The sequence below is a fragment of the Nonomuraea diastatica genome (genome assembly GCF_004349015.1).
GTDB lineage: Bacteria > Actinomycetota > Actinomycetes > Streptosporangiales > Streptosporangiaceae > Nonomuraea > Nonomuraea diastatica.
In genome coordinates, this window is the sequence record NZ_SMKP01000206.1 from 1 (window position 1) to 18,209 (window position 18,209).

Below are 18,209 nucleotides of genomic sequence, written 5' to 3' on the forward strand. Positions count from 1 at the left end.
ATCAAGGTGTGGCCGGGCACCCGTTCGTGGGGCGTGCTCGTGAGCTGGCCGAGCTGGAGCGGGCGGCGGCGACCGCCGCGGCTGCGGGCCGGGCGGGCCTCGCGCTGGTGTCGGGGGAGGCGGGCGCGGGCAAGACCGTCCTGGCAAGAACGCTCACCCGGCGCCTTGAGCAGGCAGGATGGGCCATCGCGTGGGGCGCGAGCCCGGAACCGCCGGGCGCACCGGCAGCCTGGCCGTGGACACAGATGCGCGCCCACCTGCCCTTCCACGCCGAAGACGCCTCGGAAGGGGAGACCGCGACGGCGTCCGTCCCCGGCGGCGTCCGTGCGCCCACGGCCGAGGATCGGGCTGACGAGGTCGCCGAGGAGGATCCCGTCACGGCGCGGTTCCGGCGGCAGCGGGCGATCGGCGCCCACCTGGCGGCCGTCTCCGCGAACGGTCCTGCCCTGCTGGTCTTCGACGACCTGCACTGGGCGGACGAGGAGACCCTCGCCCTCCTGACCGCGCTGGCCACCGACCTGGATGTCGGCCCCGTACTGATCGTCGGCACCTACCGCTCGACCGAGATCTCCGCCGGACTGGCGGAGACGCTGGGCCGCGCCGCCCGAGCCGAGCCCGCCAGGATCTATCTGGGCGGCCTCACCGAGTCCCAGGTGCGCGAGCTGGTGCGCGCCGTCGCCCGCCGCGAGCCCACGGTGGAGAGCACGCGCACGATCCACACGCGCAGCGGGGGCAACCCGTTCTTCGTACGGGAACTGACCCGGGTCTGGGAGAGCGACGGCGACGCGGCCCTGCACACCGTGCCCGCAGGCGTGCGCGACGTCATCCGACACCGTCTGGCCGCGCTCTCCGAGACCGCGCGCACCCACCTGCGCCAGGCCGCCGTCGTCGGCAGCGAGCCCCGCCTCGACGTGCTGATCGGGCTCGCCGGCGACGAGGACCTCGTCCTCGAATCCGTCGAGGAGGGCCTGCGCGCCGGATTCCTCGTGGATGGCGACGCCGACCGCCTGCGTTTCGCCCACGCCCTGGTGCAGGAGACGCTGTATAGCGACCTCGCGAGCCCGCGCCGGGCCCGATGGCATGCCGCCGTCGCCGGGATCGTCGAGCGGATGAGCCCCGGGGACGTGGAGGCCATCGCCCACCACCTGCTGCGCGCCGGAGGCCGTGCCGCCCCGACCCGGACCGCGCACTACACACGCGCCGCCGCCATGCGCGCGGAGCACCGGTTCGCGCCGCGCGAGGCTGCCCGGCTGTGGCGGGAAACGATCAAAGCTCTGGACTGCGCGGACGGCGGGGCTCCTCAGCACGACAGCGGCGCCCGGGAGCGGTTGGAGGCGGTCATGGGGATGGTGCGGGCGCTGGCGGTGACCGGTGACCTGCAGGAGGCCAGGCGGCACCGTGCGGAGGCGGCCGGAGCGGCGGCGGAACTCGGGGATCCCTTGCCGGCCGCGCGCGTGATCGGCGCGTTCGACGTGCCCGCGATCTGGACGGCCAACGACGACGAGGCCCTGTCCGCCCGCCTCGTCGCGGCCGCCGAACGCACGCTGGCCGCCCTTTCGCCCGGCGATGACGCCGAGCGCGCCCGCCTGCTGGTCACTGTGGCGATGGAACGCCGGGCCGACCCGGGACCGCGGGGAGACCAGGCGGCGCGGGAGGCCGAGGGGATCGCTCGTAGGCTGGGTGACCCCGTGCTGCTGGCGTGCGCGCTCAACGGCCGCTACCTGCAGAGCTTCCAGCGGGCGGGTCTCGCCCCGCAACGTGCCGCGTTCGGCGAGGAACTCGTCGATTTGGCCGCCCGCCACGACGGCCTGGTGACGTTCGAGGTGCTGGGGCACTTGATCCTCGTCCAGTCCAGCGCCGCGCTCGCCGACCTGGAGGCCGCGGATCGGCACGCCGCCGCGGCCGGCCGGCTCGCCGACCGCCACGACCTGCCGCTCGTCGGCGTGTTCACCGCCTGGTACGCCGCGCTCCGGCTCGCGGTGACCGGTCGCCGGGACGAGGCGCGCACCGCCTACCGCACGGCGGCGACCCGGCTCGCGGGTGCGGGGATGCCCGGCATGGAGGCGGGCATCCTCCCGCTCGCCCTGCTCTGCCTGGACGCCTCCACCACCACGCCGGCCGGTGTGAGCGCGGCCGATCACGGGCCGTACGAGAGCTGGGCCCGGCCGCTGGCCCTGCTCGCCCGGGGCGAGCGCGACCAGGCGACCGCCGCCGCGCGCGCCATCCCCGGCTCCCCGCGCGACCTGCTCTTCGAGGCCAGGAGCTGCCTGCACGCCGTCGCCGCGATCGAGGCCGGCGACAGGCCCGCGATGGAACGTCTCTACGCCCGGCTGCTCCCCGCCGAGGGAGAGCTCGCCGGAGCCGGCAGCGGCCTGCTCACGCTCGGCCCCGTGGCGCACTTCCTCGGCCGTCTGGCGGGCGGGCTCGGGCGGCCCGGCGCGGCCGCGGAGCACCACCGGCGGGCGGCCGCGCTGGCCGCCAGGGCCGGGGCGCCGCACTGGATCTGCGCCGCTCACGACGCGCTGCGCGGGCTCGGCGAACGTCCGGACTGACCCGCCGCCCGGATCCGACCGGCCACGACGACCCAGGCGGCGGCCGGGCCGGCTTCGGATGAGACGTCCGACCGCTCCGGCGGATTCCTGCTTTCGACCGGTCACGTTTCCTCCGCACCGCTCGTCATTGCGGTGACCCCGGCAGGACCGGGAGGTGGTCGTTGGAGGAGACATCATGACGAACGCCGATATGCGCAGCGTGGTGGACGGCCGGGTGCTGCTGCCCGGCGACGACGGATTCGAGCGGGCCTCGAAAGCCTGGAACCTGTCCGTGGACCAACCCGTGGCCGCCGTCGTCGAGGCACGCGACGCCGGCGACGTGGCGGCCGTGGTGCGGTACGCGGGCAAGGCCGGGCTGTCGGTGAGCGCGCAGCCGAGCGGGCACGGCGCCTCGGGCGACACCGAGGGCGTCATCCTGCTGCGCACCGGCCGGCTGGGCGGGGTCGAGGTGCGCCCGGAGGAGCGGCTGGCCCGGGCGGGCGCCGGGGTCAGGTGGGGCGAGGTGCTGACGGCGGCCGGCAAGCACGGCCTGACCGGCCTGGCCGGCAGCAGCCCGGTGGTGAGCGTGACGGGTTACACCCTGGGCGGGGGTCTGAGCTGGTTCAGCCGCAAGCACGGCTTCGCCGCCGACAGCGTGCGGGCCTTCGACGTCATCGGCGCGGACGGCGAGCCGGCCAGGGTGAGCGCGGACTCCGACCCTGACCTGTTCTGGGCGCTGCGCGGCGGCGGCGGCGACTTCGCGGTCGTGACGGCGATCGAGTTCGAGCTGCATCCGGCGCCCGCCTTGTACGGCGGGCGGATCCTGTGGCCGGGACACCGCTCTCATGAGGTGTTCGAGGCCTTCCGCGAGCTCACCGCCGAGGCCCCTGACGAGCTGACCCTCTGGTTCAACCGGGTGCGGTTCCCGCAGGCGCCGCCCATGGTGGCGCTCGACCTCGCCTTCCTCGGCACGGAGGACGAGGGGCGGGCGCTGCTCGGCCGCCTCGGCAGGATCGACGAGGTGATCGCCGACAAGCGCGGCACGGTCGCCGTGGCCGACCTCGGCGACATCACCGCCGATCCCACCGACCCGGCGCCCGGGCGCTCCCGGGCCGAGTTGCTGACCGGTCTGGACGACGCGGCGGCGGTGACGTTGCTGGACAGCCCGATCGAGCCGCTGGCCGCCGTCCAGATCAGGCACCTCGGCGGCGCGCTCGCCAGGCGGCGGCCCGGCGCCGGGCCCAGCGGGCCGCTCGCGGAGCCGTACCTGCTCTACCTGTTCGGGATCGCGCCCACCTCCGATCTGGTGGCGGCGGTGGGCGCCAAGCAGGGGTGGTACGCCGGGGAATTGGACGTCAGCGGGCGTAAGCCGTACACGTTGCTGGCGCCGGGGGAGCGGGCCGCGGATGCCTTCACCGAGGAGGCGGCCGGCCGGTTGCGGCAGATCAAGCGGGCCCGCGACCCGCACAACGTGCTGCGCGCCAACTTCCCCGTGCTCGCCTGACGTCCCCATCGCCTCCGGTCAGAGGATCTGGCCGGAGGCGAAGGCGTGGCTGCGGCGCACCAGCTCCCACACTGTCTCCAGCTCGTCGTCGTCGCGCGGGCCGTACACCATGATCAGAGTGGGCGGGCAGCGGCCTTGGAGGACCAGCGGATGGAACTCCCCCCACCCTCGTGCCACGGCCTCGGCGGCGTCCCGCTCGGGCAGCAGCAGGTGCAGGCTCCCGTCGAACACCCCGTGCAGGTGGGCGAACTCGGTGCTGTCCCGGACGAACGCCGTGCCGGGCCCGAGCGCCTGCTCGGGGGCCAGGTGCAGCGCGCGGGTCTCCGGCAGGGAGACGACGCTGGCGCCGGTGCGTACGTGGCCGAGCCCGGCCATCCGCCGCCACAACTCCTCCTGCAACTCCACCGGCGCGATCTGGTCGAGCTGCTGGTGCGGGATCTCGGGATAGGTTGTGGGACGTTCTCCGCATCGCTCTTGCAATGCGTATGGAACGGATATCTCTGTCTCTTTAGTGCTCACGTTCAGTTATCATACAATTACTCTATGAAGCGGTTCGTATGCGGAGGGCTCTGGTCGAAACCGGCTTGTCGTCGGCCTCCGGCCGCCATCCGCTGGCTCAGGACGGCAGATGCCGGGAAATCGTACGCCTTGGCCATCGTGGAACAAGTGTTGGCCTACAATCGTTGTCATGGCTTTCACCGAGAGATCGGCTGCCACACGGACCTCCATCCTCTCGGCCGCCAGGAAACTGCTCATCGAGCAGGGCTTCGAGGGCATGACGATCAGGGCCGTCGCCGCGCGGGTGGGCGTCGACCCGTCGATGGTCATGCGCTACTACGGGAGCAAGGCCGGGCTGTTCAGCGCCGCCGTGGACGTCGACCTGCGGCTCGACCAGGTCGAGGAGCCGCCGCTCGACCGGCTGGGCGAGCTGCTCGTACGCCACTTCCTGGTGCGCTGGGAGGGCGACCTGTCCGACGACGTGCTGATCCTGCTGCTCCGTTCGGCCAGCACGAACCCCATGGCGGCCGAGCGCATGCGGGAGGTGTTCGCCGGCCAGATCGCCGCGCTGGTGGCCCGGCTGACCGGGGCCGACGGTGCGGCGCACCGGGCGGGGCTGGTCAGCACGCAACTGCTGGGGCTGGCGCTCACCCGCTACGTCCTGCGGTTCCCGCCGATGGCCGACGCGGACACCGAGACCCTGGTGCGGGAGATCGGGCCGGTGGTGCAGCACTATCTGACGGGGGCGGACATCACGGCGTAACGGACGGTCCTGGCCGGAGCCGCAGGCGGACGGCGTTGCCGGCCCGGCGGTCACCACGGCCACGCCCGCGATCGAGGCCGTCGCCAGCCAGATCACGAACGCCGGGTAGAGGTGGGCCAGTTGGATTAACATGGCGTCCCGTCCCTGCGCCAGCACCTTTGGATCGGGACGATCGCCGCGCACGCCCGACCGGCCGGGCGGTGGGTCCGCTGTGTCCCGCGGTGTTTGGTCGGGTGGGTTCGCTGCGTCGAGCGGCGTTCGGCCGAGCGGTGGGCTGGTCGCGTGCGGTCGTGTCGGGCCGTGCGGCGGGTTCGTTGTTTCTGCGAGCGAGGAAGAGTCGGCCGCGAGACCCGGCCGGGAACCGTCCAGGGCGGCCGTCAGGGTCGGCTCGGTGGACCCGCGGCCCAGCACCGCGGCCATGCGCCAGGCATTCATGCGCGCGCTGCGCCAGCACCGGGCCCGGCAGACGCGAGAGCCGCCGCCGCACCGCGGCGCCCACCCCCGCGGGATCGTGGTGAGCGGGGTGCCGCCTTGCCCTAGCCGGGCGGTCTTGCTCCACGAAGAACGGGTTGCCGCCCGTGCGCCGGTGGATCTCCGTCACCAGGCCCTCACCAGGGGAGAACCCGGTCGTGCGCTCCACCAGCCGGGCGATGCTCTCCCGATCGAGCCCTCGCAGCCCCACCGCGGTGGCCTTGGCCTCCAGGCGCAGGCTGAGCGGCTCGTCGATCTCCGCGTCGCGGTAGGTGCCGATGACGGCCAGCCGTCCGATGAGCTAGCCATGGCGGCACCCTACGCGGCGCGGCCGACAATCCCGCCGGGCCCGGCGGATGAAAGTTTCACCGCGGAAACCCGCAGGTCGGCGGGCGTGCTTCTGAGGGCCGGTTGACGGTGGCCCTCGCGCGTGCGATCAAAGCTCGAACAGCGGCAACCGGCCTTCGAGCAAGGCGGGATCTCCCCACGAACTCGGCTATCCCGGCAGCGTCGCACCCATTGGGAAAGCGCTTACCACGAGAAGGGCAAGGAGGACGACCTTGACACGTGAACCTCGTTCCGGACGATGGCGCCGGCTACCGGCGACCCTCGCCGCCGTGCTGACGGCCGTGCTGACGGCCACGCTGGGCGCCATCGCCGTGACGCCGCTCCCGGTGCAGGCGGCCAGCGTCGACACCAACGCGTGGTACGTGCTGGTCAACCGGCACAGCGGCAAGGCCCTCGACCTGTACGACTTCGCGACCAGCGACGGCGCGCCGATCGTGCAGTGGTCCCGCAACGACGGAAACCAGCAGCAGTGGCAGTTCGTCAGCTCGGGCGACGGCTACTACCGGCTCAAGTCCCGCCTGAGCGGCAAGGTGCTGGACGTCTACGAGTGGTCAGCCGAGGGCGGCGCGGAGATCGTCCAGTGGGCCGACCTGAACGCCGCCAACCAGCAGTTCCGCCTGGCCGACTCCGACGGCGGCCACGTCCGGCTGATCAACCGCAACAGCGGCATGGCGCTGGAGGTCTGGGAGTGGGGCACCGGTGACGGCGCCAGGATCTCCCAGTGGGACGACCTCGGCGGCGCCAACCAGCAGTGGCAGCTCGTCAAGATGGGCAGCGGCGGCGGAGGGGGCGGCGACGGCAGCGGCCAGTGGCCTTCCGACACCGGCAGCGTGCACATCACCGAGACCCGTGACGTCGGCACGTTCTTCGACGGCGGCATGAAGCGCTATTACGGCATCGGCGACGGCGGCCAGGGGGAGAGCCAGGACCCGATGTTCGTCGTGGACAACGGCGGCACCATCCAGAACGTCATCATCGACGCCCCCGCCGGCGACGGCATCCACTGCGAGGGCTCGTGCACGATCCGCAACGTGTGGTGGAACGACGTCGGCGAGGACGCCGCGACGTTCAGGTCGTCCAGCTCGTCGGCCGCCTACCTGGTGGACGGCGGCGGCGCCAAGGCCGCCTCCGACAAGGTGTTCCAGCACAACGGCGCCGGGACGCTGACCATCAGGAACTTCCAGGTGCACAACGCGGGCAAGCTCTATCGCGCCTGCGGCAACTGCTCCAGCTCCTACCAGCGCCACGTGGTCATGGACGGCGTCACCGCCCGCTCCACCGACGTGCTGGCCGGCATCAACACGAACTGGGGCGACACGGCCCGCTTCAGCAGGATCACGGTGTACGGCGACACCACGATCTGCGAGAAGTACCGGGGCGTCCCGAAGGGCGACGAGCCGGAGAAGATCGGCGAGGGAGCCGACGGCGTGAACTGCCTCTACTCCTCCTCCGACATCACCTGGCGCTAGTCCCGGCGGGGCCCGCCCATTACTTTCCTCGGAGGAAAGTACATGCTACTTTCCTCTGAGGAAAGCAGAACGCCGACGGGGGAGAACCTGTGAACGCTCAGAACGCCCAATCCTCGCTCGACGACATCCACCGCCACCAGGACAGGACGCGCGACGAGATCCTCCGCCGGAGCTTCGCCCTGCCCTACGTGCTCGTCGCGGCACTCGGACTCTTCGCCGCCTTCGCGTCGGGCGAACTCCAGCGCCCGTGGAGCGCCGTCGCCAACGGGCTCGGGTTGTTCCTGTACGCCGGAGTGGGCATCGTGCGCGAGCACCGGGCGCCCGTCCGCAGAAAGGTCACCGTCCAGGACGTGGTGCACCACCTCGGCCTGATCGCCGTGCTCATCATGATCTACGGCATCGCGCGGTTCGTCGTCTGGGCGCTGTTCGGCCTGCCCTCGGAGGGGCTGCTGTCGCAGGGGACGGTGGCCGCCGCGGTGATGGCCGTGGCGTACGTCGCGTCGACCCCCGTCAATCGCCGGATCACGAAAGCGACCATCGAACTGGGCGGCGGGCGTGGCTGATGGATCCGCAGTTCGACGAATTCCTGCACGTTCCCGCGCGGTTGTCCATCGTGGCGCTGCTGGCGCCGGCTGACTGGGTGGAGTTCGGCTTCCTCAGGGACTCGGTCGAGACCAGCGACTCGGCGCTGTCGAAACAGGTCTCGGCGCTGGCCGCGGCCGGATACGTCGCGGTGCGCAAGGGCCAGGAGAAGCGAGGGCGGCGCACGTACGTGCGGCTCACCTCGGAGGGCCTGCAGGCGTTCCGGCGGCACGCGGCGGCGCTGGAACGGATCGTCGCGCTCGCCCGCCTGCCGTCGGACCAGCCGGCCCAGGGTTAGGCGACCTGAAGGGGTGCCGCTCATGGAGATCAAGAACCGACAAGTGTCGTGGCGCGGCTCGCCCGGCGGAGCTAAGGTCGTGCCGTGAGGGATGAGGAGCAGGGAAACCTGGTCACGGGGGTCGGGGTGATCGACCGGGCGGTCGCCATCCTCGACACCGTCGAGCGTGCCCCGATGGGCGCCACCGAGCTGGCCCGCCACCTCGGCCTGTCCGTCCCGACCGCGCAGCGGCTGGCCGCGTCCATGGTCAAGCACGGGCTGCTGCGCCGCGACCACCAGGGGCGCTACCACGTCGGGCGTCGCTTCACCTCCTCAAGCTTGATCACGGTCTCCGGCCCCGTGCTCGACGACCTGCGGGCGCGCACGGGGGAGACGGCGGCCATCTGGGTGCGGCGCGGCGATCACCGGCTCTGCGTGGCCAGCGCGGAGTCCGAGGCCGAGCTGCGCGCCTCCCTGCCCGTCGGCTCGCGCCTGCCGCTGACCGCGCGCGGCTCGGCGGCGCGCATCCTGGAGGCCGGTGACCCGCCGGATCCCGCGCGTCCCGAGCGGCGCTGGCTCGAGAGCGTTTCCGAGCGCATGGTGGGGCTGAGCTCGGTCAGCGCGCCCGTCCGGTTCAACGACGAGGTGGTGGCGGCCCTCTGCCTGTCCGCCCCGCTGTCGAGGGTCGCCCCGGAAGGGCCCGGCCACCAATACGGCGACATCGTCGTGGCCGCCGCCGAGCGCATCGAGAAGCTGCTCGTGTCCGGCTGAGGGTCCTCTCACGCGAGCGCGTGGGCGATGTGGCGCGTCGACCGGTAGAGGTCGCGGTAGAGGTGGTAGAGCCGGTCGTAGTCGTCGGCCGCGCCCGCGTCGGGCTCGACGGTGGCGACGGGCGGGTTCCAGCCCTCGCTCGTCACGCCGCACGCCTGGGCGGCCAGCATGGCGTCGCCGTACGCGGCGCCGACCGTGTGCGCGGGCAGCACCTGCGGCTGTTGCAGCACGTCCGACACGATCCGGGTCCACAACCCGCCCCGCGTGCCGCCGCCGACCGCCACCAGCCGCTTGCCCGCGCCGCCCGCGGCCCGCATGGCCTCCAGGTTGTGCCGCACGCCGAAGGCCGTGGCCTCCAGAGCCGCCCGGTAGAGGTGGCCGCGCCCGTGCCGCAGGGTCATCCCGATGAGGGTGCCGCGCGCGTCCGGGTCGAAGAGCGGCGTGCGCTCCCCGGCGAAGTACGGCAACATGAGCAGCCCCTCCGCGCCACGCCCGGCGGCGGCGGCCTCGGCGGTGAGCTCCTCGAACGACGCGCCGGTCAGGTCGCGCAGCCACTCGGTGATCGCCCCCGAGGTGGCCATCCCCGCCGCCAGGTTGTACGTCCCCGGCGCGATCCCGGCGGTGCTCCACAACCGCGGCGAGGCGGCCCGCGCGGCTAGCACCTCGACGAGGAACATGGTGGTCCCGTACATCAGCATGACGTCGCCCGGCGCGGTGACGCCAGCGCTGCGGGCCTCCGCCCAGGCGTCGATGGTCCCGGCGATCACCGGGATCCCGGCGGGCAGCCCTGTGCCGGCCGCGGCGGCGGCCGTGACCGTGCCCGCGACCTCGCCGCTCCACGCGAGCGCGGGCAGCTCCAGCCCTGGCGCGATGCCGGACGCCCACTCGGTGATCCACGTGTGGGCGCGGGTGTCGTAGAGGGGCGTGCACTGGCTGGCCGTGTGGTGGTCGAGCACGTACGCGCCGGTCAGCCGGTATGCCAGCCAGGAGTGCGCCATGAACACGCGCCGGGTGCGCTCCCACACGCCGGGTTCGTGGGCCCGCAGCCATTCCAGCTTCGGCCCGGCCGCCTGCGAGGTGAGTGGCGACCCGCACCTGTCCATGATCGCGGCCTCGCCGTACCGCTCGGTCTGGGCGGCGATCTCGGCGGTGGCGCGGGTGTCCACGCCGTACAGGATGGCCGGGCGCAGCGGCGTGCCGTCGGCGTCGCAGGGCAGCACGCACGGTCCGATGCCGCTGAGCCCGACCGCGGCGACGTCAGGACGGGCCAGCTCCCCGGCGATGGCCAGGAAGTCGGCCCACCAGACCTCGTCCGCGTCGTGCTCGAACCAGCCGGGCCGGGGCGTGGCGGTGCGGTGCCGGCGCACCGCCGTGGCCACCACCGTCCCGTCGGGCGCCACCAGCACGCCTTTGGAGCTCGCGGTGCCGATGTCGATGCCGAGGAACATCAGCCCTGCCCGGACAGGTCGTACTTCTTGTAGAGCTCGGCCGCGTTGTCCTTGGTGACCTGCGTCGTGCCGAGCACCTGGTTCTTGTCCACCTGGTGGCCGTGGAGGATCTTGTTGACGGTCTCGGCGGCCTCCTCCGCGCCCGTCGGGTAGATGAACGTGGCCGAGAGCTGGCCGAGCTGCACGGCGCGGATGCCGCCGTCGGGGATGGCCAGGCCGTCGATGCCGATGAACGTGATCTGCTCGGCCTTGCCCGCGGCCTGGGCCGCCAGGTAGGCGCCGAGTGCCATGGGGTCGTTGTGCCCGTACACGAGGTCGATCTTCTCGTGCTGGGCCAGCCACTGCTGCATGATCGGGGTGGCCTGTTCCTTCAGCCACTTGCCCTCGCGGTCAGCGATGATCTTGATCTTGGGGTTGGCCGCGATGGCCTCGCGGAAGCCCTTGTCGCGGTCGATCTGCGGCTGGTTGGACATGATGCCGCGCAGCTCGACGACGTTGCCGCCGTCGGGCAGCAGCTTGACCGCCTCCTCGCCCGCCTTCTTGCCGATGAGCACGTTGTCGCCACCGATGAAGGCGGTGTAGCAGTCGGTGTTCACCGTGCGGTCGAGGATGATGACCGGGATCTTGGCCTGGCACGCCTGCTCCACGGCCGCCGTCAGCGGCGCGGGCTCCGTGGGGGAGACGATGAGCGCGTCGACCTTCTGCGTGATGAAGTTCTGGACCTGGGAGACCTGCGTGGCACTCGACTGCTTGGCGTCGGCGATCGGCAGCAGCTCGATGTCCGGATATTTCGTCATAAAGTGCTGCAGCTGTAGGTTGAGCTGCGCCCGGTACGGCTCGGCGTTGTTCGACTGCGAGTAGCCGACGACGAACTTCTTCTTCTCACCGCCGTCCGCCGACGTGGACGGGCCGGGCGCCTTCGACGCGCACGCCGCGGCGAGAACCGCGCACAGCGCGATGGTGATGGCCTTCTTCACGATCGAGACCCTCCTCGGAAGAACTTGAAGAGATCGGGACGCTGCAGGACCACCGCCACGACGACGATCAGTCCCTTGATGACGAGCTGCCAGTTGTCGCTGACCGCGTTGAGCCCCAGCACGTTGTCCAGCAGCGTCAGGATGAGGGCGCCGACGAACGTGCCCGCGATGGTCCCCTTGCCGCCCGCCAGCGACGCCCCGCCGATGACCGCGGCCGCGATGGCGTCCAGCTCGTACGACTGCCCGGCCTGAGGATCGGCCGAGGCGCTGTAGGCGGCGTCGATGGGCCCCGCGAACCCGGCGAGCATGCCCGACAGGGTGAACACCGCGATCGTGATCGCCGTGACGTTGACCCCGGACAGGCGGGCCGCGGTCGGGTTGCCGCCGACCGCGTACACGTGCCGGCCGAACCGGGTCTTCGTCAGGATCAGGTGGAAGACCACGCAGACCACGATGAAGGCCAGCACCGGGTAGTAGATCCGGTCGAACAGGTTGTGCCCCGGCGTGCCGAACAGCTGGAACGCCTCCGCCTGCGGCGTCAGCTTCCCGTCGGGCCCGGCAATCTGGGTGCCGACGCTGACGTTGTCACTGACCTGCCGGTCCAGGCCGCGTACGACGGACAACATGGCCAGCGTCATGACGAACGACTGGATGCGCAGCCAGGCCGTGCCCGCGCCGTTCAGGAAGCCGAAGAACGCGCCCACCACCATGCAGATCGGCACGATCTGCCACGGTTCCAGCGAGTGCTTCGACAACATCATCGCCGCCGTCATCGAGGCGATGCCGAGCAGCGAGCCGACGGACAGGTCGATACCGCCGGTCAGGATCACCAGCGTGACGCCGACGGCGAGGATGCCGCGCGAGGCGAAGGCGCCGACGGCGTTGGTGAGGTTCGTCTCGTTGAGAAAGATGTCGCCCTTCGTCGCGATACCGACCGCGAGGATCAGGACCAGGCCGATGTAGGCCTGCGCCGCGCCGAGGGCGGAGAACGTGCGCCGCAGCCGGTTCTCACCCGGCGGCTTCGCGGGCGTGGGCGGCGCGGTCTTGGTCGTCATAGGGTCGTCACCTTTTGTCGTGCCATGGCGGCTTCGAGAATCGCCTCCTGTGTGGGGTGCTCCTCCCGCGAGAACTCCGCGGTGATCCGGCCCTCGCACAACACGAGGATCCGGTCGCACATGGCGAGCAGCTCGGGCAGCTCCGATGAGGCCACCAGCACGCCCTTGCCCCCGGCGGCCAGCGAGGACATCAGCGCGTGGATCTCCGCCTTGGCCCCCACGTCGATGCCGCGGGTGGGCTCGTCCATGAGGATCAGCGACGGCGACGTCAGCAGCCATTTGGCCAGCACGACCTTCTGCTGGTTGCCGCCGGACAGGTTCCCGACGGTGAACCGGGTGCCGGACGCCTTGACGCGCAGCTCGTTCACCTGCCGCTCGACGGCCGCCTGCTCGCTGCGGGCGTCCACCATGCCGAAGCGCAGGAACCGCCGGAGCGAGGGCAGGCCGGCGTTGAAGGCGATGGTGTTGCCCAGCACCAGGCTCTGCGCCTTGCGGTCCTCGGCGACGAGCGCGACGCCGCGCCGGATCGCGCCCTTGGGGCTTCGCGGGCGGTACGTCCGCCCGCCCAGGCTCATCGAGCCCGCGGCCGGCCGGTGTACGCCGAAGATCGTTTCCAGCAGCTCGCTGCGGCCCGCGCCCATCAGGCCGGCCACGCCGACGATCTCGCCCGCCCGTACGGACAGGGAGACCTCGCGCAGCGGGGTGCGGCCGGTGCCGGGCTCGCCCGGCACCGACAACCCCTCGACCTTCAGCAACTCCTTGCCGGCCCCGCCGCCGTCCGCCCGCGGGAACATCTCGCCCAGCGGCCGGCCGACCATCATCTGGATCAGCTCGTCCCTGTCCACCTCCGAGCGCTCGCCGACGTACGTGCCGTCACGCAGCACGACCACCCGGTCGGCGATCTCCTCCAGCTCCTCGAGGCGGTGCGAGATGTAGATGACGGCCACGCCGCGCGCGGTCAGGTCGCGGATGACCGCGTACAGCCGCCGCACCTCCGCGTCGGCCAGTGCCGAGGTCGGCTCGTCCATGACCAGGACGCGGACGTTCTGCGACAGCGCCTTGGCCACCTCGATGAGCTGGCGTTCGGCGATCTTGCACTGCTTGATGAGCCGGCGCGGCGACAGGTCGAGGCCGAGACCGCGCAGCAGCTCCGCGCTCCGCGCCTCCGTGCTCTTCCTGTCGAGGATCGTGCGCTCCCTGCCGAGGAAGATGTTGTCCGTGATGGACAGCTCGGGCACGAGGTTGAGCTCCTGGTGGATCATCGCGACCCCGTGCCGGCGCGCGTCCTTGGGCGAGTGGATGTGCGCCACCTGCCCGCCGATCTCGATCTCGCCCTCGTAGTCCTTGAACACGCCGGCCAGGATGTTCATCAACGTCGACTTGCCGGCGCCGTTCTCTCCGAGGAGGGCCACCACCTCGCCCTCCGCCACGGTGAGCGACACCCCGTCGAGGGCCCGCACGCCGGGGAAGGACTTGCCGATGGCCCGCATCGTCAGAACGGTCACCGCACACTCCACGCGGTGTAGGAGGCAGCCGACCAGGGCGTCTTCGGCGTGAGCTGGACCGTGATCTCGCCGCGGCCCCGGGTCGCGCTCGCGGGGATCTGGTAGGTGTCCTCCAGCCACCTGCGGCTCTCGTTGCCGAGCGGCTGCGTCCAGTCGGGCAGCCGGCGCCCGTTGACGGTGACCTCGGCGCGCTGGCCCGCGCGGCTCTGGTCACTCGTGCGCCGCAGCTCGACGCCCTTGTTGCCGCGGTCGATCCGCAGCCTGAAGGAGACCGGGCCCTCGGTGACGCGCTCGGTGGCCTTCAGCGTGTCGGCGTTCTTCAGATCGCCCTCGAACGCGGACTCCAGCGTGGTGACCTCGCCCTGGCCGGTGTAGCGGTGGGTCCGCTCGCTGGCCGGGTCGCCGACCGTCAGGGCGTCTGTCCTCTTGGTGGCCGCCCTGCCGGAGCCGTACCAGTAGGCGGTGGAGGAGTAGACGCCCTCGACGTTGTTGGTCCAGCCGTGCTCGATGTCGAACGTGATCGAGCTGCCGAACGGCACCGCGTCGCCGATCATCAGCCGATAGGCGCTGGTGCAGTCGCCCTCCTCCGGGCAGCCGGTGGCCGGGGCCAGGTGCACGGGATTGCCGTGGAAGGGCGTGTTGAAGGTCTCCCTGTTGAAGTACCAGCCCGCCTGGTAGAAGTCCTCGCTGCCGGTGCCGTGGATCTGCGGGGTGCGCGAGCCGTCCACGTGGACGCGCTCGTCGCCCTCCAGGTAGTTGCGGTTGGTCGGCCCGCGCATGGTGTGACTGACCCCGACGAACTTGCCCTGGCCGGTGGCGCGCAGGAAGGTCCAGCTCTTGCCGGGCGTGGTGGCGCCGGCATGCGACTGCGCCCCGAAATAACCGACATCTTGTGTCATGGGACGGTGGGCCGACGTGACCGACGCCTCTCCCTCGATCGCCCGGCCGGTGCCGTTGTAGAGCTCGGCCGTCGCGCCCTTCCCGTACGGCATCGGCCACCAGGCCGACATCGTGCTCGTCTCGGCGTCGACGGCGTACATCAGCGACTTGACCGGCATCATCGCGTGCCCGCTGCCGAAGAACTCGCCGACCGGCGCGTCCACGGTGCGCTCGCCGTCGAAGTCGATGCGCAACCGCACTCCCTGCAGCACCTCCTGGGTCGCCTTGACCCTGGCGAGCTCGTCCTCCTCCATCGGGAAGGCGAAGGTCCGCTCGCCCTGCCAGGTCTGCGCGACGATCGTGTAGTCGTGCGCCGCCTCGTCCGCGGCGTCGCCCACGTCCACGGTGTCGGTCACGGTGTCGGTCCGCTCGCCGCCGCTGTCCACCCAATAGATGAACTCGTTGTAGTCGAGGTCCGACGAGTGGAACACGTTCTTGATCGTGATCTGCGACTTGCCCTTGGTCGCGTTCGCCGGCAGGTCGACGGACTCCTCGGCCCACATCCCCGAGGCGCCCACCGTGCTCGGCGGCCACTGGGCCACCTCCTGGCCGTCCACCAGCACCTTGGCCACCTGCTTGCCGATGGCCGGATCGATGCGCCGGGTCAGCCGCACCCCGTCGTTCTCAGGGTCGATCGTGACCGTGAACTCGCTGGAGCCGCCCTTGCCGAACGCCCGGCCCTCGTCGGCCTCGGTCTCGGGCAGGACCTGCTCGGCCTGGGGCAGCCGCAGCCTGATCTGCGACAGCAGGCCGGAGCCGTGCGTGCGGGCGAGCCGTACCGACCTGCCGGGGGCGAGGTCGATCGCGGTGTCGTGCGTGCGCGCGCCCGGGAGCGCGGGCTTGGGGTCGCCGCCGGCCTTGAGCCGGTCGATCACGTCCTGCGCCTTGTCGGACGGGTCGAACGTGCGCACGCCCTCGGCGTCGGCGAACGTGCGGTAGGAGACGTGGTAGAAGAGCGGGTTGTGCTCGGTCGTGATGCGCATCGACTCCCGGTACGGCATCGGCACCTCGACGTAGACGCCGCCCGAGCTCTGGTCGGCGTTGCCCACGAGCGGATAGGCGAACGGAGCGCCGAGTTCGCCGTTCACCAGGTCCTGCAGGCTCGTCTCGACGACCTTGCGGCCGTCCAGCTCGATGGTGATCGTGCCCGTCTTCCTGACGTCGCCGCCGTCCCTGGTGAACCAGATGGCCTGCACCTCGCCGGCGCCGGTGTGCTCGGCGAGCACGCAGCCCTGGCCGGAGGTGCTCAGGCAGGAGTACGTGCCCTCGAACCCGTCGTTGTTGTCGGCCGTGCGGTCGAAACTGGAGAACTGCTTGGTCTGCACGCCGGTCGGCAGCTCCGGCAGCCGGTCGAGCTGCCGGTAGACGTCCCACCCGACCGGTCCCTTGTCCGATGCCGGCTGCGCCTGCGTGGGTGCCGCCAAGGCCCCGGCCGCGAGGACGGCCGCCAGCAGAGTCGTCTTAAGCCGCATCGCCGAACCTCTCGAACTCCACCCCAAGCTGCTTACAGACCGCTTCCAGCTCGGCGACGTAGTCGCCGGGTACCGCGTGGATGTGGTTGGAGCCGAACCGCCCGAGGAACTCGGCGGCCGGCACGTGCAGCCTGGTGAACGCGTGCGGCCACTCGAACGTCGACTGCCTGGCCATGGCCTCGTTCGTGGCGTCGTCGTACAGCTCGAAGTCGCCGCGCATCACGTGCATGCGGTAGGCGCCGTCCCTGCGGGTGAGCCGGGCGAACGTGGCGGCGCCGGGCGCGGCCAGGTGGTGCACGCTGGCGCCGCCGGCGGGGAAGAAGAACACCTCGGGGTAGAAGTGCGTCTTCGCCAGGTTCTCCGCGGGGTCGTCGGAGCGGGCGGCGTACCAGGTGGCGTGCTGACCGGAGTTGCACAGGTCCCACACGTCCTTGTCGGCGTGGTAGTGGCGCACGTCGGCGAACAGGACCGGGTCGCCGCTCAGCAGCTTGAGGATCTGCATGCTCAGCGCGCCGTCCATGTCGGCCTCGGTCGCGCAGACGTGCGTCTCCTTCGGGCCCTCCCAGTCGTAGGGGTCGTTGAGGAAGGACTCGGCGATGTCCATCGTGCAGAAGTGGGTGGTCAGCTCGGGCTGGCCCTTGATGCCGGAGAAGTCCAGCTTCCACTCGTCGATGAGCTCGCGCATCGCGTAGTACGCACGGATCTGCCGTTCGAGCAGGTCAGGTGTGAGCTGCTTGCCGTCATAGTGGACGTTGCCCTTGGTCTCGAGCCATTCGCGAGCCTCCTTCACACGGGTCTGGGACGCGTTCTCGCTGCGGCGTACGATCTCCCACTGGTCGATCTCCTCGACGTCCACGCCGAAGGTGCGCATCCACTGGTCGGTGTTGGCGACGGCCGTGTACATGCCCATGGGCCGGCCGCCGATCCGGCCGAACGTCGATCCGCGCAGCCCTCGGACGGCCTGCGCGGCGCGCACCTCGGTCAGCACGCGGTTCTTCACGACGGGGTCCTCGATGTCGCCCCAGGCCCGTGCGTGCACCCTGCCGATCTGGTCGAGACCGCCGCCGCCGGCCAGCATGCCGACCATGCCCGGCTGGGCGGGGTCGATGTTGGCCATCAGCAGCAGCGGCCCCGGAGTGGCCTCGGCGGCGAGCATGGTGAAATGCGGGAAGGCCCAGACCGCGTAGTTGAAGATCGTCAGGTCGGGCCGCTGATCCGCCAGCCGGCGCGCCTGCGAGGTGGCCAGCTCGTTGGTCGCCACGATCTCCGGGGCCACGATCACCTCGTGTCCCTCCTTGCTCAACGCCTCCGCGAGGGCGGTGGTGGCGGCGTTGATGTGCCCCACAAGATCGCGGGCGACGAAGTCACGTCCGTCCGAGATGCTCAGCACTCCGATACGTGCCACGGGTGTTTGACCTCCATGAGTGGAAATCGATTGCTCGGAAATCGATTTCCACCCAAGCTAGATCTAGCCCCTTGGACCGTCAATGCCGCTTCACATCACAGAATGGCAACAGTGACCGCCCGCCGCCCTTCTGGGAGCGCTACCACGTACGAGCAGCGGAAAGGCCGGGCGCCGGCCTGGGTGGGGCGGGGAGG

The 18,209-nt window shown here is 71.3% G+C and carries 14 protein-coding genes; 7 read left to right on the top strand and 7 right to left on the bottom strand.

Annotated features, from left to right (window positions below; translation table 11 throughout):
* Together E1294_RS44095 and E1294_RS44100 are read left to right on the top strand one after the other, a co-directional pair.
* A partial coding sequence (locus E1294_RS44095; RefSeq protein WP_132517437.1) for an ATP-binding protein occupies positions 1–2,552 on the top strand: 2,552 nt, incomplete at its 5' end.
* A gap of 175 nt (positions 2,553–2,727) precedes the next feature.
* Positions 2,728–4,035, top strand: coding sequence for an FAD-binding oxidoreductase (locus E1294_RS44100; RefSeq protein WP_132517439.1), 1,308 nt, complete (start codon positions 2,728–2,730; stop codon positions 4,033–4,035).
* 18 nt (positions 4,036–4,053) lie between these two features.
* Here E1294_RS44100 and E1294_RS44105 read toward each other — a convergent pair whose 3' ends face one another.
* Positions 4,054–4,515, bottom strand: a complete 462-nt coding sequence (locus E1294_RS44105; protein ID WP_220448290.1) for a luciferase domain-containing protein — start codon at positions 4,513–4,515, stop codon at positions 4,054–4,056.
* A 208-nt stretch (positions 4,516–4,723) separates the two neighbouring features.
* Here E1294_RS44105 and E1294_RS44110 point away from each other — a divergent pair, with 208 nt between their 5' ends.
* The 5 genes from E1294_RS44110 to E1294_RS44130 all read left to right on the top strand — a co-directional run bounded on the left by E1294_RS44110 (position 4,724) and on the right by E1294_RS44130 (position 9,214).
* Positions 4,724–5,296 (top strand): TetR/AcrR family transcriptional regulator, encoded by a 573-nt coding sequence (locus E1294_RS44110; RefSeq protein WP_132517441.1) that lies wholly within the window; start codon positions 4,724–4,726, stop codon positions 5,294–5,296.
* 1,031 nt (positions 5,297–6,327) lie between these two features.
* Positions 6,328–7,584, top strand: a complete 1,257-nt coding sequence (locus tag E1294_RS55080; protein WP_132517443.1) for a pectate lyase — start codon at positions 6,328–6,330, stop codon at positions 7,582–7,584.
* An 89-nt stretch (positions 7,585–7,673) separates the two neighbouring features.
* On the top strand, positions 7,674–8,147 hold the full coding sequence (locus E1294_RS44120; RefSeq protein WP_132517445.1) for a hypothetical protein: 474 nt from the start codon (positions 7,674–7,676) through the stop codon (positions 8,145–8,147).
* On the top strand, positions 8,147–8,464 hold the full coding sequence (locus E1294_RS44125; RefSeq protein ID WP_132517447.1) for a winged helix-turn-helix domain-containing protein: 318 nt from the start codon (positions 8,147–8,149) through the stop codon (positions 8,462–8,464). Before E1294_RS44120 ends, E1294_RS44125 begins: the two co-directional genes overlap by 1 nt.
* An 84-nt stretch (positions 8,465–8,548) precedes the next feature.
* Complete coding sequence (locus tag E1294_RS44130; RefSeq protein WP_132517449.1) at positions 8,549–9,214, top strand: IclR family transcriptional regulator; 666 nt, start codon at positions 8,549–8,551, stop codon at positions 9,212–9,214.
* Positions 9,215–9,222: 8 nt separating this feature from the next.
* Here E1294_RS44130 and E1294_RS44135 read toward each other — a convergent pair whose 3' ends face one another.
* Genes E1294_RS44135 through E1294_RS44160 form a run of 6 tightly spaced genes read right to left on the bottom strand, consistent with a single transcriptional unit; the run spans position 9,223 to position 18,015 of the window.
* Positions 9,223–10,662, bottom strand: a complete 1,440-nt coding sequence (locus tag E1294_RS44135; RefSeq protein WP_132517451.1) for an FGGY-family carbohydrate kinase — start codon at positions 10,660–10,662, stop codon at positions 9,223–9,225.
* Entirely contained in the window at positions 10,662–11,639 is a 978-nt protein-coding gene (locus E1294_RS44140; protein ID WP_220448291.1) for a substrate-binding domain-containing protein, read from the bottom strand. The genes E1294_RS44135 and E1294_RS44140 overlap by 1 nt, the downstream gene beginning before the upstream one ends.
* Positions 11,636–12,694, bottom strand: coding sequence for an ABC transporter permease (locus E1294_RS44145; RefSeq protein WP_132517455.1), 1,059 nt, complete (start codon positions 12,692–12,694; stop codon positions 11,636–11,638). The genes E1294_RS44140 and E1294_RS44145 overlap by 4 nt, the downstream gene beginning before the upstream one ends.
* A complete protein-coding gene (locus E1294_RS44150; RefSeq protein ID WP_220448292.1) occupies positions 12,691–14,199 on the bottom strand; it encodes a sugar ABC transporter ATP-binding protein in 1,509 nt (502 codons plus the stop codon). The genes E1294_RS44145 and E1294_RS44150 overlap by 4 nt, the downstream gene beginning before the upstream one ends.
* The gene (locus E1294_RS44155) at positions 14,196–16,610 is read right to left on the bottom strand and encodes a glycoside hydrolase family 172 protein (RefSeq protein ID WP_132517457.1); all 2,415 of its coding nucleotides are present in this window, start codon (positions 16,608–16,610) and stop codon (positions 14,196–14,198) included. The genes E1294_RS44150 and E1294_RS44155 overlap by 4 nt, the downstream gene beginning before the upstream one ends.
* Positions 16,600–18,015 carry an L-fucose/L-arabinose isomerase family protein gene (locus E1294_RS44160; protein WP_132517459.1) on the bottom strand — a complete coding sequence of 472 codons (1,416 nt, stop codon included), beginning with the start codon at positions 18,013–18,015 and terminating at the stop codon, positions 16,600–16,602. The genes E1294_RS44155 and E1294_RS44160 overlap by 11 nt, the downstream gene beginning before the upstream one ends.
* Between the last annotated feature and the right edge of the window lie 194 nt (positions 18,016–18,209).